20 protein-coding genes are annotated in these 15103 nt (G+C 48.8%); 7 read left to right on the top strand and 13 right to left on the bottom strand.

Annotated elements, in window-relative coordinates:
* Positions 1-934, top strand: a 934-nt coding sequence (murB, locus tag IQ217_RS13110; RefSeq protein WP_228025761.1) for a UDP-N-acetylmuramate dehydrogenase, incomplete at its 5' end; no start/stop codon positions are given.
* 21 nt (positions 935-955) lie between these two features.
* Positions 956-1309 (top strand): hypothetical protein, encoded by a 354-nt coding sequence (locus IQ217_RS13115; RefSeq protein WP_194020285.1) that lies wholly within the window; start codon positions 956-958, stop codon positions 1307-1309.
* Between the two features lie 144 nt (positions 1310-1453).
* On the opposite strand, the gene bfr is transcribed toward IQ217_RS13115, so the two are convergent.
* The 6 genes from bfr to IQ217_RS13145 form a co-directional block, all read right to left on the bottom strand.
* Positions 1454-1924, bottom strand: a complete 471-nt coding sequence (gene bfr, locus IQ217_RS13120; RefSeq protein WP_190598045.1) for a bacterioferritin — start codon at positions 1922-1924, stop codon at positions 1454-1456.
* 340 nt (positions 1925-2264) lie between these two features.
* Complete coding sequence (hisD, locus tag IQ217_RS13125) at positions 2265-3569, bottom strand: histidinol dehydrogenase (RefSeq protein ID WP_194020286.1); 1305 nt, start codon at positions 3567-3569, stop codon at positions 2265-2267.
* 35 nt (positions 3570-3604) lie between these two features.
* Positions 3605-3955 carry a YbaB/EbfC family nucleoid-associated protein gene (locus IQ217_RS13130; protein WP_190598043.1) on the bottom strand — a complete coding sequence of 117 codons (351 nt, stop codon included), beginning with the start codon at positions 3953-3955 and terminating at the stop codon, positions 3605-3607.
* A 20-nt stretch (positions 3956-3975) separates the two neighbouring features.
* Positions 3976-4164, bottom strand: coding sequence for a hypothetical protein (locus IQ217_RS13135; protein ID WP_190598042.1), 189 nt, complete (start codon positions 4162-4164; stop codon positions 3976-3978).
* Positions 4165-4170: 6 nt separating this feature from the next.
* A complete protein-coding gene (gene grxD / locus IQ217_RS13140) occupies positions 4171-4494 on the bottom strand; it encodes a Grx4 family monothiol glutaredoxin (protein WP_190598041.1) in 324 nt (107 codons plus the stop codon).
* Between the two features lie 128 nt (positions 4495-4622).
* The gene (locus IQ217_RS13145) at positions 4623-4880 is read right to left on the bottom strand and encodes a BolA family protein (protein ID WP_190598040.1); all 258 of its coding nucleotides are present in this window, start codon (positions 4878-4880) and stop codon (positions 4623-4625) included.
* A gap of 260 nt (positions 4881-5140) precedes the next feature.
* Here IQ217_RS13145 and IQ217_RS13150 point away from each other — a divergent pair, with 260 nt between their 5' ends.
* The 3 genes from IQ217_RS13150 (at position 5141) to thyX (ending at position 6941) form a co-directional block, all read left to right on the top strand.
* Positions 5141-5863, top strand: a complete 723-nt coding sequence (locus IQ217_RS13150; protein WP_194020287.1) for a lysophospholipid acyltransferase family protein — start codon at positions 5141-5143, stop codon at positions 5861-5863.
* Positions 5864-5957: 94 nt separating this feature from the next.
* Entirely contained in the window at positions 5958-6095 is a 138-nt protein-coding gene (locus IQ217_RS13155) for a photosystem II reaction center protein K (protein WP_028948731.1), read from the top strand.
* Positions 6096-6293: 198 nt separating this feature from the next.
* Positions 6294-6941, top strand: a complete 648-nt coding sequence (thyX, locus tag IQ217_RS13160; protein ID WP_194020309.1) for an FAD-dependent thymidylate synthase — start codon at positions 6294-6296, stop codon at positions 6939-6941.
* Between the two features lie 50 nt (positions 6942-6991).
* Here thyX and IQ217_RS13165 read toward each other — a convergent pair whose 3' ends face one another.
* From IQ217_RS13165 to galE, 3 genes are all read right to left on the bottom strand, one after another.
* The gene (locus IQ217_RS13165) at positions 6992-8632 is read right to left on the bottom strand and encodes a CocE/NonD family hydrolase (protein ID WP_228024107.1); all 1641 of its coding nucleotides are present in this window, start codon (positions 8630-8632) and stop codon (positions 6992-6994) included.
* Positions 8633-8835: 203 nt separating this feature from the next.
* On the bottom strand, positions 8836-9171 hold the full coding sequence (locus tag IQ217_RS13170) for a hypothetical protein (RefSeq protein ID WP_194020288.1): 336 nt from the start codon (positions 9169-9171) through the stop codon (positions 8836-8838).
* 599 nt (positions 9172-9770) lie between these two features.
* Positions 9771-10766, bottom strand: a complete 996-nt coding sequence (gene galE, locus IQ217_RS13175) for a UDP-glucose 4-epimerase GalE (RefSeq protein ID WP_194020289.1) — start codon at positions 10764-10766, stop codon at positions 9771-9773.
* A 63-nt stretch (positions 10767-10829) separates the two neighbouring features.
* On the opposite strand from galE, the gene IQ217_RS13180 reads away from it, so the two are divergent.
* Both IQ217_RS13180 and IQ217_RS13185 read left to right on the top strand, forming a co-directional pair.
* The gene (locus IQ217_RS13180) at positions 10830-11441 is read left to right on the top strand and encodes a hypothetical protein (protein WP_194020290.1); all 612 of its coding nucleotides are present in this window, start codon (positions 10830-10832) and stop codon (positions 11439-11441) included.
* 83 nt (positions 11442-11524) lie between these two features.
* Positions 11525-11845 (top strand): DUF2605 domain-containing protein, encoded by a 321-nt coding sequence (locus tag IQ217_RS13185; protein ID WP_190598034.1) that lies wholly within the window; start codon positions 11525-11527, stop codon positions 11843-11845.
* 211 nt (positions 11846-12056) lie between these two features.
* Here the strand turns inward: IQ217_RS13185 and IQ217_RS13190 are convergent, their stop codons facing one another.
* The 4 genes from IQ217_RS13190 to IQ217_RS13205 all read right to left on the bottom strand — a co-directional run bounded on the left by IQ217_RS13190 (position 12057) and on the right by IQ217_RS13205 (position 15087).
* Positions 12057-12239, bottom strand: coding sequence for an NblA/ycf18 family protein (locus IQ217_RS13190; protein WP_010872581.1), 183 nt, complete (start codon positions 12237-12239; stop codon positions 12057-12059).
* A gap of 86 nt (positions 12240-12325) precedes the next feature.
* On the bottom strand, positions 12326-12514 hold the full coding sequence (locus IQ217_RS13195; RefSeq protein WP_190598033.1) for an NblA/ycf18 family protein: 189 nt from the start codon (positions 12512-12514) through the stop codon (positions 12326-12328).
* Between the two features lie 570 nt (positions 12515-13084).
* The gene (locus tag IQ217_RS13200; RefSeq protein WP_228017159.1) at positions 13085-13348 is read right to left on the bottom strand and encodes a ribosomal protein bL12; all 264 of its coding nucleotides are present in this window, start codon (positions 13346-13348) and stop codon (positions 13085-13087) included.
* 62 nt (positions 13349-13410) lie between these two features.
* Positions 13411-15087: a M14 family metallopeptidase gene (locus IQ217_RS13205; protein WP_194020291.1), complete on the bottom strand. Its 1677-nt coding sequence runs from the start codon at positions 15085-15087 to the stop codon at positions 13411-13413.
* Between the last annotated feature and the right edge of the window lie 16 nt (positions 15088-15103).

Below are 15103 nucleotides of genomic sequence, written 5' to 3' on the forward strand. Positions count from 1 at the left end.
CCGTCCCACCCCCATAGAACCACCGGCGATCGCCTTGGCGGGGACAGCGACCATCATTCAACCCCACACCAATCTGGCGGAATTCACCACCTATCGGGTGGGAGGTAAAGCGGAGTGGTATGCGGCTCCCCGTTCCCTGGAGGACTTAGGTGCCGTGTTGGCATGGTTTCAAGGTCAGGACTTACCACTGACTTTTTTAGGAGCTGGCTCCAACCTGTTGATCAGTGACCAAGGCATTACCGGGTTAGTAGTTAGTACCCGTTATCTGCGGCAAAGCAAGTTTGATGAAGAACAGGGTTTGATTACCGTGGCCGCGGGGGAACCGATCGCCAAAGTGGGTTGGCAGGCCGCAAAAAGAGGTTGGCAGGGGCTGGAGTGGGCCGTGGGCATTCCTGGTACGGTGGGGGGCGCAGTGGTGATGAATGCCGGTGCCCACAATCAATGCACAGCGGAAACATTGGTGGAAGCTACAGTAATGAGATCCGACGGCGGTTTAGAAATTTTGAGTAATGAACAGCTAGGCTTCAGTTATCGCACTTCCAATTTACAAAAACATTTGGGCGGACGCCTAGTGGTGGATGCCACCTTTCAGTTGAAGCCGGGATTTACCAGGGAAGAAGTTATGGCCCGCACCACCCGCAATCTTCATCAGCGCAAAAGTACTCAGCCCTACGACAAACCCAACTGTGGCAGTGTGTTCCGCAATCCCACTCCCCTCTACTCTGCCCGCCTAATTGAAGAATTGGGACTAAAAGGCTACCGCATTGGTGGGGCGGAAGTATCCCAACGTCATGCCAACTTCATCGTTAATATCGACAACGCTAAAGCCCAGGATGTGTTCAACCTCATTTTCCATGTGCAAGGGGAAGTGGAAAAACACCATGGCATTTTATTGGAGCCGGAAGTGAAAATGTTGGGAGACTTCACTCGATAAAAATCATTAAGCTACTTTCAAATGCCTAACCCAGCCATTGGCCTTGCCCAACGATTTGGGGATTACCTCGCCCAGGGTGATTATGATGCCGCGCACGGGCTGCTGTGCTCTGCACTCCAACAAATGCACTCCCCCTCCACTCTACAGGCCGAGGTGGAAGCCATGATTGACTATGGTTCTGGCCCCATCCACAGGGCGATCGCCATGGCAGAGTGCCTCCTCACGGAGTGGCAGTATCCCCCCATGGAAGCTAATGATTTAGCCTGGGTGTATGTTTCCCTTGAAGGGGAAGATTTTCTCGAAGCTGTATCGGTTATCGTTCACCAACAGGGGGAAAAACTGGCAATTCGCTGGCTGGAATGGGGCCGACCCTAATTTTTTGTCCAGCCGATCTTGACAGAGAGTTTTAGTGGAGTAGATTTTAGCTATGGAAAACCGGCCCTAAACCGCCCCCCTAAAACCCCTAAGCCTTGAAATAGGGAGATCGATGGGGCTATCGTTGCTTACAAGCAAGCAAACCTAGCCCATTTGGGATTGCAAATAATTTTGGAGACCAATTTTTTCAATCAGCCCCAACTGTTTTTCCAACCAGTAGGCATGGTCTTCTTCAGTGTCTGCTAGGATTTTCAGCAACAGATCCCGGCTTTGGTAGTCCTGCTCCTGTTCACACACCGCCATTGCTTCCTTGAGGTTGGCAATGACTTGGTATTCATAGTCCAGGTCGTATTGCAACATTTCCGGTACCGTTTTCCCCACCCGGATTGGATCCTGTTGGGAAAGGTCTGGGGTTTCTTCCAAAAAGAGAATACGCTCAATTAACAGGCTGGCATGGGCCGTTTCATCCTGCATTTCGTGATTAATCCGGTCATAAAGCTTTTCCAAACCCCAATCCTGGTACATACGGGAATGGATGAAATATTGATCCCTAGCGGCCAGCTCTCCACGCAGTAGCTTATGGAGTTGGGTGAGGACGGCGGGTTTACCTTTCATAAAAAAATCCTTGCAAGAATGGACAGCGGATAGAACATCCTAGCCACAAATCTAACCAGAAAATAGACCGGGCTAATCCAATTTTAGCCTCCCGACTGACCATGGGGCGCTAGGAAATAGGGCAGCACTTGTCAGTATCCTTTTTCTGACTTTGATATTGGGGGCTGGGGATGCTTGTTTTGATTCTTCGTAACTTCCGGCGTCAAACACAACTAACGAAAGTAGGCTACTTATCACCAGATTCACATCCGCCAACGGTGAGAGTGATTGATATCAACCAAAACATCAAAGCTCGGTTGATTTTTTCAAGACTTACACAGAGACAGTAAATAACTCTAAACTAAAGCAAATTTTGCCGTTCCCGTATGGCCAGGGCATGGGCTGGAAAATCCTCGTAATCCGCTAGGGTAGTGACCGTTTCCTTCACCCCAGCAAAACCTTCAGCCGTTAAATAGGCTAGGGTAGAACGCTTGAGGAAATCGAACACTGACACCGCCGAATAGGAACGGGCAAAGCCCCCCGTGGGCAGCACTGCATTGACCCCAATGGCATAGGTCGCTGCCGAAGAAGGAGTGTAATTACCCAGCAAAATTTCCCCGGCATTGTCGATTTTGCCCACCAACTTGAGGGGGTCCGCCGTCAACACCTGCAAATGTTCCGGAGCATAATCGTTAATGAAATCCAAGGAAGCTTGCAAACTGTCAGTGAGCAAAATGCCGCCATAGGAGCCTAAACCATCTTCGCAAAACTTTTTCCGCCAGGGAGGGAGTTTTTCCAGGTATTCCCCTAAATAGCCCAGCGCCTTTTCCGCAAAGTTTTCACAGTGGGTCACTAACAACGCCGCCGAATCGGAGCCGTGTTCCGCTTCGATCAACAAATCCAATGCCGCCAGCCTGGGGTCAGTGGTTTCATCAGCTAAAACAATGGACTCGCTGGGCCCTGCCGGTAAACCCACATCGACAATGCCGGATAGTAATCTTTTGGCCGCCGCACCGTAGACGCTACAGGGGCCAATGAGCTTATCTACCTTGCTGACCGTTTTCGTGCCGTAGGCGATCGCCGCTAGGGCCTGCACACCGCCCAATTTATACACTTCATCCACTCCGGCCATGCGGGCAGTAACCAAAGAAACCGGCTCCACTTTACCTTCTTGATCTGGAGGGGTACAGACCACAATTTTTTTCACCCCCGCCACCCTGGCCGGCACCGCCAGCATCAGCATCATAGAAGGGAAAGCCCCCTTACCCCTGGGCACATACAAACCCACCGTGGGGAGAGGCGTAATTTTTTCCCCCGCAAATACCCCCGGTTCAATCTCCGCTAGGTGCATGGGGGGGGGCATTTGCCCAGCGTGGACTTTTTCAATGTTGCGAAAAGCATGTTCCACCGCCCGACGTAATTGGGGGTCCACCAACTTTTCCGCTTCGGCAAATTCCGCTTCACTAACCCGCAAATTGTCCGCAGTGGCTCCGGCAAAGTCAAACTGACGGCTGTAATGCAAAACCCCCGCATCTCCCTCCGTCCTCACCTGCTCAATAACGTCCTTGGCGATCGCCAGTGCTTGGTCAATGTTTTGTTCCGAGCGACGTTTGATTTGGTTTAATTGGGGGGGGGTAAGGTGCGAGAGCTTAAGAATACGAGTCACAGATCCCTCTCCGATTGGGGGCAAGGGCGGCAAATCTACATACCGGGTAGATTCAAACCGCTGGTTAACTCTTCCATTTTAGAGCGCATGGTTTCCGTGGACTCAGCATAGGCTGCTTTCATCGCTTCGGTGATGGATGCCGATAGCCCTTCCACGCCTTTTTCGAGGGCACTGGGATCAATTTCAATACTGAGGGGTTCTTGGTTGCCACTCATCAACACCGTCACCAATCCATCGGCACTTTTGCCAGGAATTTCCATTCTTTCCAGTTCTTCCTGGAGTACTTTGGCCCCTTCTTGAACCTGTTGGGCTTTTTGGAAAGCTTCCTGTAATTCCTTGATTTTACCGAGGCCGAATCCGAAGCCTTTGCCTTTACCTTGTGCCATGGGAATTGATTTCTAAGTGATTAAACAAAAGTTGTAGTTGAGCAAGCGGCAAAATTGCTGAGGTGCAAACAAACAAAGCCCCAGCTAAAGCCTGTCCGATTATATCCCACCGTCTCCGCCATCTTATGGGCCAACGGCAGGGGCAAAAGAAGCCCCCCATAAATGAGAGCTTCCCCCCACGGCGATCGCCAAGGGTGCACATCAGACATTGAGCCTTAGGAAGCCAAGGCCACTTCCAACATTTCCTGCAACTCACCATTTTGATAGAGTTCAATCAGAATGTCGGAGCCACCCACAAACTCACCATTGACGTAAACCTGGGGGATGGTGGGCCAATTGGAATATTCCTTAATACCTTGACGAATTTCCGCATCGGCCAACACATCTAAAGTTTCAAATGGAATGCCCAACATATTGAGAATTTGCACCACATTGTTGGAAAAACCACATTGGGGCATCAGCTTGGTGCCCTTCATAAAGACCATCACCTTATTGGTGGTGACCAACTGATCAATTCTTGCTTTCGTTTCCGGATTCATTAGATAACTCCTCTTCAAGGACAAATGGGGGATGGGTGCGAGTTTAACAACTTCAATGTTGTTTAAATATTGCCATTTTACCCCTCAATTCAAATTTATAGAGTCAATTTTCGAGGGAGGGGAAAAACCTAGGCAGTCTGCCGGGCCACGGTCCAGGCTTCTGGAGTAAAGGTTTTCAGCGCCAGGGCATGGATTGCTTCCGAAGCCAAAGCATCCTTGAGGGCACCATAAACCATTTGATGTTGTTTAACCCGGGATTGGCCAGTAAAGGCGGCGGACACCACCACCGCTTCCAGGTGATCCCCTCCCCCCAGGTCATTGACCATCACTTCGGCATCGGGTAGGGCGGCTTGGATTTGTTGTTTGACTTGATCGAGGCTAATCATGATTATTTCTAGCAATGGGCCGGGGCACAGGGCAAGTATGGTCCCCAAGGTAACTATCTAACTACTGTAGCTGAAAGGTTCAGCCCCCAACATGGTGGGAAAAATTTCGTTGTTTAACTGTTATTTAACTGTCCCATGGCTCGTCCCCAAACCAGAATAGTTAATTTAACTTGGAAATAGAGACCAACCCCTGCGTTAAGCAATTTAGTACCACTATGTTAATTGCCCGTCAGAGGAAAAAACTAAATTCTTTTGCAACCATGACCCATTCTCCCTTGGCGATCGACCCGGCTGTCATTGGCCCTTCCCAGGTTTCCCCCTGGTTGATCAAATTGATTTATCCCCTGGGCACTAAGTTTTTGCATTGGTATTTTGGACCGATCGCCATCCATGGTCAGGAGAATTTACCCACCAGTGGTCCGATCATTCTAGCCCCTACCCATCGTTCCCGTTGGGATGCCATTTTGCTCTCCCTAGCAGCTGGCCGGAACGTAACGGGCCGAGATCTGCGTTTTATGGTGGCGGTAACGGAAGTACAGGGCCTACAGGGATGGTTTATTCGCCATCTAGGGGGATTTCCCATCGATGTGAAAAGACCAGAAATCAGCAGTTTGAGCTACAGTGTGCATCTACTCCAAGCAGGGGAAATGTTGGTGATTTTTCCTGAAGGGGGCATTTTTCGGGATCAACACACCGTCCATCCCCTCAAACGGGGCGTTGGGCGCATTGCCATGGAAGTTTGTAAGCAAAATCCCGACACTGACATCAAAGTTATTCCGGTGACCATCGCCTATAGTGACCCTTACCCAGGCAAAGGAACGGCGGTGGAAATTAATTTTGGCCAGGGCATCGCCGCCAAGGACTACGACCCCAGCACCATCAAGGCTAGCTCCCAAAAACTTACCCGTTGTTTGGCCCATAGAATGCAGAACCTTTACGGTTCCGAGAATACCTCTCTCTGTCAGGCGATCGCCGCTTCATAAATTTCGCCAAAACGGCTAATGGGGGAAGGGGCCATCATGATAAGATTTACCGTAAATTAAGATTTTATTCTTTGTCAGTCAGGAAACTCAAATAATGGAAACAATTTATTTGCTCGCTAAATTGCCGGAAGCCTATCAGATTTTTGACCCCCTGGTGGACGTTCTGCCAATCATTCCCCTCTTCTTTCTGGCTTTGGCCTTTGTTTGGCAAGCGGCGGTTGGTTTTAAATAAACTGGCGATCGCCCCTGGGGCTTGTCATTTTACCTGGTCGCTTAAAAAAAATCATTTGACCACAACTAAGCTGATATCCCCAAGTTGTCCCCCGTTGGCCATAGCTGGGGAATTTTTTTGTGGGGGCAATGCTCCTTTTGTCCTGCCTTGACCAAGACCAACGGTAAACCTCCTCCCCATAGTGGCCCTTTTTTAACCATGGATGTTCGTTTCATTTCCCTCACCAAACCCGAAATTGTCATTGACGGGGAGCCCCTTTCCCCCGAGGGACTAATTGCCTATTGCGCTAGGGTTTCTAGTCCTAACCAGGAAAACCCCAACTACACTAAGCTGTTGCAATTTTGCATCCGGGAAGGCCATTGGAGCATTTTTGAAATGGTGGATATGACCCTGGAAATTACTACCACCAGGGCGATCGCCCCCCAAATTTTGCGACATCGATCGTTCTGCTTTCAGGAGTTTAGTCTTAGGTACTCCTGCGCTACTGACTATGAGTGCTATGAAGCCCGCCGCCAGGATGTGAAAAACCGTCAAAATTCCCTCGATGATTTTGATGAAAACACCAAGCAATGGTTCAACCAAGCCCAGGCTGACGTGTGGGATAAGAGTTATCAACTCTATGAAGAGGCCTTGGCCAAGGGCATTGCCAAAGAATGTGCCCGTTCTATTTTGCCCCTCAATACTGTTACCCGTTTGTATATGAAGGGCTCTGTGCGTAGTTGGATCCACTACTTCAGTGTCCGTTGTGACCAGGCTACCCAAAAGGAACACCGGGAAATTGCCTTGGCGGCCCGGAAAATTTTTATGGAGCATTTCCCCACGGTGGCGGCGGCCTTGGAGTGGTAGAGGAAACAGACCCGCCAGGCGATCGCCATTAGATAGTCAAAACCTGTTTTTCACTCCCCTAGGAGAATGGGCAACTGCAAATGATTTTGAGTTGTTCCATTGGTAACCAAAGCCAGGGTAATAATTTGTTGATCAACTAAATTTGCCAAAACTGCCTCCTGACCAGTGCCAGGATTTACTCCATAGGCGGGAAAACTTGCCCCCGCTAAACTGATACGCAGGCGATCGCCAACGGACAGAGTTGCACATATTGCCTGGAGAAAAATTGTCAACGTGGCTTCTTCTTCCAAACTAGTACAATAACCATGGCTGAGGGCCCACACTTCCCCGCTATCGCTAACCTGAGACAAAATCAGCGCCACATCAAAACTAGGGCGATCGGATGCCGCCGTGAGTAAAATTTGGGGCGTGCCGCAGATAGTTACCCTCTCCTTTAAGGGCTCAGACGTGTAGGTAACCACATCACTGCGATCATCCACTGGGCCTCTTTCCTTTACCCCTTGGGGATAACCGCTGTGCCCCCCCCAACTGGGTACGGGTCGCCAGGGATCGTGGACCCATACATCGGTAATGCCGGTGGTTAATTTTTCATTGGGGGCCGTAGGGGTCAAAGTACTGCCCTGGGTGGTGCCTAAACCGGAACATTGCAAAAACCAACTTTGGGGCGTCGCAGGCCAGTCAGCTAAATATCGCCATTGTTTAGTGCCCAGGTCAAATAACTCTAACTTGGCCAGATTAAAGCGGGGTTCTTGCCCCTTAAGAAAATGATCAAACCAAGCCAACTGCAACTGATCCACCGCACTGATGGCGGATTCACCATAATTTTGCCCCCCGGCTCGACTTCCCCAGGGAAAATGGCCCCAGGGCCCCACCACCATTTTTTGCTTAATATCACATCTTTCCAGCGCCCCATATAAACGCAAATTGCCCCGCAGATGGGGATCAAACCAACCGCCAATTTGCAACACTGGAATGTCAGATTTTACTCTTATTTGCCACCGTTTATCCGGCGATCGCCGTTGCCAATAATCCGACTCCGGAGGTTGACTAATCCATTGGTGGTAAAAGGAATCCGCTGCCAACTTCCCCAGGCGATCGGGAATAGCTGGGACAGGATCACAAAAATCGTAGTTTCGAGCTAAGCCCATTAATTGCTGAAAGCTGTTTCCATCTCCCCGACGTTTAGCCGAGTCCGCCGCCAACTGTAGGGCCCAGCCAAGGTTATTTTGTAGGCAAAAAGCTCCATTCTCATAGCCCCAATCCCGGTACAAATCCCAGGCGACCATGGCCGGGCAAATTGTTTTCAGACAAGGGTGATGATTGGCCGCAGCATAAAGTTGGGTCATGCCCTGGTAGGAAAAGCCATACATGGCCACAGAGCCATCACATTGGGACAACTGGGAAACCCAATTAAGGCAATCTTCGCCGTCTTCTACTTCGTGGGCGAACAGGTCAAACTCTCCCTGGGAACTGCCCCGACCCCGCACATCCTGGATGACAACTAAGTAACCCTGGGAAGCGTACCAATGGGGATGGCCATACACAAGGGTAGAAGCCAAACGGCGGCCGTAGGGTTGCCGCATCAACAGAGCAGGCCATGGCCCGCCAGACTTGGGATAGTAGAGATCACTGTCTAAGCGGACCCCGTCCCTAGTGACCATGGATTGGCAAATGGGTTTTATCAAACTCAAAGTAACAACAAAAAAATAGGTTGAGGAAATTAAAGTTCCTAAATTTGTTCTCTGAACTCTTGCAACACTGGAGAAGACAAACCTTAGCTTTGTCTGATTGTTGACAAAATCAAAGTCATCAGAATGTTACGGCGAATGGACTCACCCAGCTCAATGGAAAATATTAGAAAATGGGCAACCCGTTTCAAACATTATCCTAGTTGCTAAAGCAGAGCTTCAAATTCTTGGCGGAGCACTTGGGTATTGGCAACCCGGGCCACCAGCAGAGTCGCCTCAGTAAAACTAGCCATTTCCCGTCGCCAGGTTTGGATATGGGGTTCATGGTGTAGCCAAAAGTTAACCATGGTTTTAACCACTGCGTCCCAGTCCCAATCGGGCTTTTCGGGAATTAATTCCGTGGCTTGGATCAGGCCGTCCAAAGTGCATTCGGGACTGCCTAGGTAGGCCATACTGCGACGGGGATTATTTTCCACCTCTTGTTGATAGTTAAAAAAGGTGAAAACCGGCGTTACCCCCAAAATGTCAAAGGTATAATGCATAACAAAAATTTCGCCTCGCGGCAACAACAACAATGCCAAAGTTCCCCAAAGAGATGGGTCTTGGCCAAAATAAGAACTTTTCCCAAAGGGATTGGCAGATCTAGACTGCCCAAGTCCAATTTTGTTGCCCTCAATGGTAGCGCGAAAATTTTTTACTGGTGTGACAGGACAGGACTGTGTACCTAATTTATAAGCAATTTATAAACATGGGACAAGGCGATCGCCATGGTGACTGCGTAAACAATTACTATCAGTTTTTTATTAGTCTAGTCAGGAAACTTTCAACTGAATCTCTAGAAGTCTTTGACGGCAAACTTTTTCGGATGTGTATTCAATCAAAAGTCTTGCCCTTATATTTGCCGTTGGAAGAATCTTGAAATTTTCGCCTGGTGAGTATTTTATCGAGTAAAGCTAAACGATTGGCTCCCAGACTTAGTAAAGATCGATATTTCCACTTCTGCTCTCTTTTTTAATGATATTTATTCTGAAAATCACTCAACCTTAAGAACTTTTAGCATTTATTTTTTTGTTCCCACTACATGAACTAATAATTGAAAATTTCAATTTTTTAGACATCACTATCCCCATTGCTTTTTCTTTTAATCTCCATGACGCTTTTGATGCCACCGCCAGGCGTGGTCGATAATGGTGTGTAAATCGGGGTATTGGGGATTCCAGCCCAGGACATGTTTAGCCTTTGCACTACTTCCCACTAGGATGGGGGCATCACCGGGGCGGCGGGGACATAGTTGATAGGGAATATCTAGTCCGGTGACCGTTTTAGCAACTTCGATCACTTGCCGTACGGAAAAGCCATTACCGTTACCGAGGTTAAAGATATTGCTTTCCCCTCCTTCTAGTAAATATTGCAAGCCTAATGCATGGGCGATCGCCAAGTCACAGACATGGATGTAGTCTCTGAGGGCAGTGCCGTCGGGGGTGTCGTAATCGGTACCGAAAATGGCCAGTTGGGGACGTTTTTTCAAGGCAGTTAAGAGGGCTAGGGGGATAAGGTGGGTTTCGGGGTTATGGTCTTCCCCCAAACGTCCCTGGGGGTCCGCCCCGGAAGCATTGAAATAACGGAAGATGACTGATTTTAAGCCGTAGGCTTGGTCAAAGTCGGCCAAGATCTGTTCCACCATGCGTTTACTGGCGGCATAGGGACTAAGGGGATCGATGGGATGGCTTTCTGTCATCGGAATTTCCTTCGGCATGCCATAGACCGCACAGGTGGAGGAAAAGACAAATTTTTTAATATCCGCCGCTAGCATGGCTTCCAAGAGGGTGAGGGTACCCACTACATTGTTTTGGTAGTAAATGTCAGGCTTTTGCACCGATTCCCCCACGGCGATGAAGGCAGCAAAGTGCATGACAGCGGCAATGTCCCTCGTAGCAAAAAGTTGGTCTAGTTTTTGCCGATCGCCAGTGTGACCAACCACCAATTCCACTCCGAGGGATTGCACTAGCTCCCTGTGACCGTAGCTGAGGTTATCGTAGATAAGAACGTCAAAGCCTGCCTGTTGTAAGGCCAGCACCCCATGGGAGCCAATGTAACCTGCCCCTCCAGTGACCAAAATTGTTTGTTGCGTGGCCATTGTCGACTATTAACCCTAGCTGTTGCCTCGCCTAGAGCATACCATTCTTGACCTTAGCTTTTTATGTCATCTGCTTTTTCCCAACCATCTGCGTCCACCTCCTCTGTTAATGCCCTAAGCGGCGATCGCCAGGAAATATTTCCCCTTTCGCCCCTGATTAAAATTACCCTGGTCAATCTCTACCTGGCCCTGACGGTCCCGCTGCCCATTTTGGCCCAGCTCACCCAAGGTAATACTGTCCTTACCCTGCTGTTAACCGTTGGGCTAATGGTGGGGCTAATCGCTCTGGTGGCGGCCTTAGCCGAGGAAGTGGTACTCAATCAGCAGGAAATTGCGGTGCGTTATCCCCGCTGGGTACCCAAATTTTTCCGATCGGGTTGGCAATTATCTTGGTCCGATGTCACTGCGTTGAAATGTCGCACCACAGGCCAGGGAGGCTTAGTTTACTATTTCCTCACCCCAGCCCAGGATAAGGCCTATCTTTTGCCCATGCGGGTGGCGGGCTTTAATCGGTTGACCCAACTGGTGAGCGACCATACGGGCATTAATACCCAAGATGTGCGCCCCCTCTCCCAACCATGGATGTACTTATTGCTACTACTCTTTACTCTAATGCTCTGGGGCAGTGAGTTGGCGATCGCCTTGTTGCTGTGGAGTAGCCCTCCCCTGGCATAATTTCAGCAATTTTGGTTAAAATATAAACAAATGTAAAGGATATTCTCAGAAAACTTTATTTAACCAAAGCCCATTTCATCACTATGATCAATCCCCAACCGGACGAAAAGGAACTACTCAAAACCATCTTAGAGCCCCTATTGGAGGATTTTGAGCACTGGTTTAGCCGCTCCTGCCAGCTATTAGAAAGCCAGCGTTTGGCTTTTTTCACCCCAGAACAACAGCAAGACTTGCTTGACCGGGTAAGACGGGCGCGGGATGAAGTGAGGTGTACTAAATTAATGTTCCAAGCCACCGGGGAGCAGGTGGGAGTTGAGTTTAGTGTCCTGGTCCCCTGGCATAATTTGGTGACAGAGTGTTGGCAGGTAGCCCAGCGCCATCGCCAGATGCAGGCCGCCTGCTAGGAAAGCAAAAAAGCGAAAGTCAATGTAGTGACAATGTTTAACAACATACGGTCAACGGTGAGGAGTGGGGGTTGTTGATTTTCGATAATTGTTGACAGTCACCGTCGATTTTGAAACTCCTCTGTGGCTGGTCAAGCAAGGTGGTCAGATTGTTTGATTTCATCGAAGGTTTCCGTTGCGGCCCTACTTGATGCCTAAAACCAGAGTCAGGCTAGGGGAGGAGGGAGTTTTTCATCAAATCCCGGATCAGGTTATCCCGCACCATGATTTGTTGCATGGTTTCCAGTAAATAGTTAACGGTCTGCTCCCGGTCTAGTTCTTGATATTCCTGTTGCAAACACTGCAGTTGAAATTTCTGCTCTAAGGATAGGTTAAAGGCTTCGTTGTTGATCATGGCGATCGCACTCCTGAAAGAATGGGGCGGTCAAAAATTGTGAATAATGGCTAAGAAAGCAAGCTAAATTTTGTGCTTGGCTGTGCTTAACCGAGGGGCTCCAGTGGAGCTTGGCGCATTAAGTCCCGGATGACGTTGGATTTGATCATCAACAGTCGGGAAGCCTGCACCAAAAGTTCCAGGGCTTGCTCCTGGCTGATGTCGGCGGCGGCGTCCTGCATACGGCGGAACTCAAACATCTGCTCAATGGTGAGGTCGAAGGATTCAGGTTTCATAGCTGTTGCCCTCCAAGGCGGTTACCTTTCTATTGTAAACAAATGTAACAAAAAGTTGACCTGATTAACAGTATCTGCCTATACAAGCTTGCCCAAAACGGCGGGCCAACCTAGCAACCCCGAGGAAAAAATGGGGTTTGAAGTCGCTGATTGGTCAAAATTGGGGGCACCCTGCATATGTGGTCTGTTTTAGCAAGGGCTTTTGAAAAAAAATGCTCAATCTGAACATCTCCCTTGGCGATCGCCGATTATGACGGTGATGATGCGGGAAAGCCTTACTCTGACTGACAAAAATTTTTCACCGACATTTAGGCACTAATTTTTTCTGTTAATCGATCACATTAATTTCTTTAATCATTCCCTGTCTTTAATTTCGTTTTTAGCTCGTTGAATGGGGAATTTGACTGACTGCTTTTGAGTTCGAGGTATCGACCCAGACCCATTAACAATATTTTGATAATTTATTTTCTTTCAATGCGGCGACTCCTATGGTTACATCCAAGAAAAAATGGTGGAGCGAAGTTCTATAGGGTCGGAGTTGATGAAAATAATGCAGAGAAAAGGGTCAATTCAGGTTTCCCGTTCCAATCTTTCCATCATGTCTTTGGCTTCCTTGAGACCACAACCAGTGAGGGAGCGGCAGATTTTGATCGCCTCAATTTTCTTGCCTTGCCTTAACAGTGCCGTAATTTCTTTCTTCTCACCGTCCGACAGTTGCTGAATAGTGTCTCTTGAATTAGTAAAATCTTTGCTAATTGTGGGTGAACCTCCCTGGAAAAAAATTGTTAATAGAAAAATTATTACTAGCACTACCAATATCAAAACTACAGTCATGTCCATACCTCTTTTTCTGATTTATTAAGTTACTTGCAAAAGATTTTGCCATTGCCCACCCCCTAGGATAAAACTAACTCTGTTTGCACCGTGCCAGCCCTTTCAGCTTGGGCAGTGATGGTCAACTTTTCTCCAGACTGACCCTTAATTAGCCAAGTTAAGTGACAGCGATAATCAATTCCATTGGCTAAGGAAGATTTCGTTTTATTGGAACGTCCTTCCAGATGAGGTAATTCCTGGTGAACTTTGCCGGTGATTAGGGTCATGCTATCCGGCTTTTGTAAGCAAACTTGAATGGGGCGCACCGCTTTTCGTTCCAGCGCTTTTTGACTAGTGTAGGTGGGTAAAAAACCTTGGTTTTCCCATTGCACTGTGATTTGGTAAATATTTTCTCCCTGGGCGGTGATTTCGGTTTTAGCCACTGCTAAGCAGGGGGACATCAGGGCATGGGTGAGGGCAAAGCGAAACTGTTGCTCGCAAAGTTCGGGCAAAAACTGGGCCGGGGCATTTTGCCACATGGTTTTAAAACTCCAACCGCCAATTTGCACCTTACCCAGTTGGGGATGGTCAAAGGGTTGCCAATGGACAAAACCCTCGCCGTTCAAGGCTTGGTCATTCCATCGCATTAGCTTGTAATCATCCTCCGGGGGATGCCAACGGAACCATTCGATTAAATCTTCTTTTTCAATGCCCGCCGCAGTTGGAGCATCCCAAAGTTCCACTGTAAAGCCAAACCAACCGTAGTGATCATAGGCATAATCATCCATCACCCCATAGATGACTTCCTTGGGATGGTAGCGAAAATCGTGGTAGGCGGAAATGCAGTTATAGCCGGTTAATTCTTTGCCTTTTTCCCCCAGAATTTTGTACACATTTAAATCCTCTACGGGTAAATTTTCATCTGCTTGGGAGGCGTAGGGACGCAGAATCACGGCGGAATAGGTGTGGTAGCTAATGAAACCGTTAATATTGCGATGCTGTTGCCAAAATTCCGCCTCTGCCCTAGTTTCCGGCTCAGAAAAAGGAAAATCTCCGGCCCCCTGCTGTTGTCCCTCCGGGGCCCATTGGTGGGGATAGTTGCGGTTAAAGTCCAATCCTTCCTGGCTGGGGGCGAGGTCAAACTCGTAGCCGTCATAGTTGCGAATCAGACCCTCTGGCAACAAAGTGTAATATTCACCGCCAAATTCCTCTGGCGATCGCCCGATCATGACTCTGGGGTCTTGGTCAGAAATTTTCCAGGCCCCACAGGGATCAGGAAGGCGCATTTGTAAAATTAAACCGTCACCGTTGACATCCTCGGGGTATAAACCATCCCGTTCTTCGGGGTAGGGGTAGGGTCGCACACTGGAACGTAACAGGTAGGGGGTAGTTAAATATTTCTCCGCCCCATCCATGGCTAACCGGGGCAGGATGTAAACGGTGTAATTGTCGAGCAAGTGGGTAATTTGGGCATCTTCCCCATACTTGGTCATCAGTTGATGCAGGCAATACAAAGCCACCGCTGACCCCGTTACTTCTCCGGCGTGGGTGTTGGCATCGATCCAGTAACCGGGTTTATGACGATAGTCCCCTGTGGCCTGATTAGTGGCGATCGCCACCCAAATGTTTCTACCAGCATAGCTTTGGCCAATGGTTTGCACCGTTAGCAAGGAACCGTAACTAGTTTGAAGTTGTTGCAAAAACTGGTCTATTTCTTTGTAGGTGAAATAGTGGCTGAAATCGAAAGGGGGAACGGTCATGGGGGACGCAACGGAT

The sequence above is a fragment of the Synechocystis salina LEGE 00031 genome (assembly GCF_015207985.1).
GTDB lineage: Bacteria > Cyanobacteriota > Cyanobacteriia > Cyanobacteriales > Microcystaceae > Synechocystis > Synechocystis salina.

What these genes read in the sequence shown, in the direction of transcription:
- IQ217_RS13205 (WP_194020291.1), bottom strand. Translation starts at nt 15,087, where the DNA reads ATGACCGTTCCCCCTTTCGATTTCAGCCACTATTTCACCTACAAAGAA.
- IQ217_RS13195 (WP_190598033.1), bottom strand. Translation starts at nt 12,514, where the DNA reads ATGAAACCTGAATCCTTCGACCTCACCATTGAGCAGATGTTTGAGTTC.
- IQ217_RS13145 (WP_190598040.1), bottom strand. Translation starts at nt 4,880, where the DNA reads ATGATTAGCCTCGATCAAGTCAAACAACAAATCCAAGCCGCCCTACCC.
- grxD (WP_190598041.1), bottom strand. Translation starts at nt 4,494, where the DNA reads ATGAATCCGGAAACGAAAGCAAGAATTGATCAGTTGGTCACCACCAAT.
- IQ217_RS13185 (WP_190598034.1), top strand. Translation starts at nt 11,525, where the DNA reads ATGATCAATCCCCAACCGGACGAAAAGGAACTACTCAAAACCATCTTA.
- IQ217_RS13170 (WP_194020288.1), bottom strand. Translation starts at nt 9,171, where the DNA reads ATGCATTATACCTTTGACATTTTGGGGGTAACGCCGGTTTTCACCTTT.
- galE (WP_194020289.1), bottom strand. Translation starts at nt 10,766, where the DNA reads ATGGCCACGCAACAAACAATTTTGGTCACTGGAGGGGCAGGTTACATT.
- bfr (WP_190598045.1), bottom strand. Translation starts at nt 1,924, where the DNA reads ATGAAAGGTAAACCCGCCGTCCTCACCCAACTCCATAAGCTACTGCGT.
- IQ217_RS13130 (WP_190598043.1), bottom strand. Translation starts at nt 3,955, where the DNA reads ATGGCACAAGGTAAAGGCAAAGGCTTCGGATTCGGCCTCGGTAAAATC.
- IQ217_RS13180 (WP_194020290.1), top strand. Translation starts at nt 10,830, where the DNA reads ATGTCATCTGCTTTTTCCCAACCATCTGCGTCCACCTCCTCTGTTAAT.
- IQ217_RS13150 (WP_194020287.1), top strand. Translation starts at nt 5,141, where the DNA reads ATGACCCATTCTCCCTTGGCGATCGACCCGGCTGTCATTGGCCCTTCC.
- thyX (WP_194020309.1), top strand. Translation starts at nt 6,294, where the DNA reads ATGGATGTTCGTTTCATTTCCCTCACCAAACCCGAAATTGTCATTGAC.
- IQ217_RS13190 (WP_010872581.1), bottom strand. Translation starts at nt 12,239, where the DNA reads ATGATCAACAACGAAGCCTTTAACCTATCCTTAGAGCAGAAATTTCAA.
- IQ217_RS13135 (WP_190598042.1), bottom strand. Translation starts at nt 4,164, where the DNA reads ATGTCTGATGTGCACCCTTGGCGATCGCCGTGGGGGGAAGCTCTCATT.
- IQ217_RS13115 (WP_194020285.1), top strand. Translation starts at nt 956, where the DNA reads ATGCCTAACCCAGCCATTGGCCTTGCCCAACGATTTGGGGATTACCTC.
- IQ217_RS13155 (WP_028948731.1), top strand. Translation starts at nt 5,958, where the DNA reads ATGGAAACAATTTATTTGCTCGCTAAATTGCCGGAAGCCTATCAGATT.
- IQ217_RS13200 (WP_228017159.1), bottom strand. Translation starts at nt 13,348, where the DNA reads ATGACTGTAGTTTTGATATTGGTAGTGCTAGTAATAATTTTTCTATTA.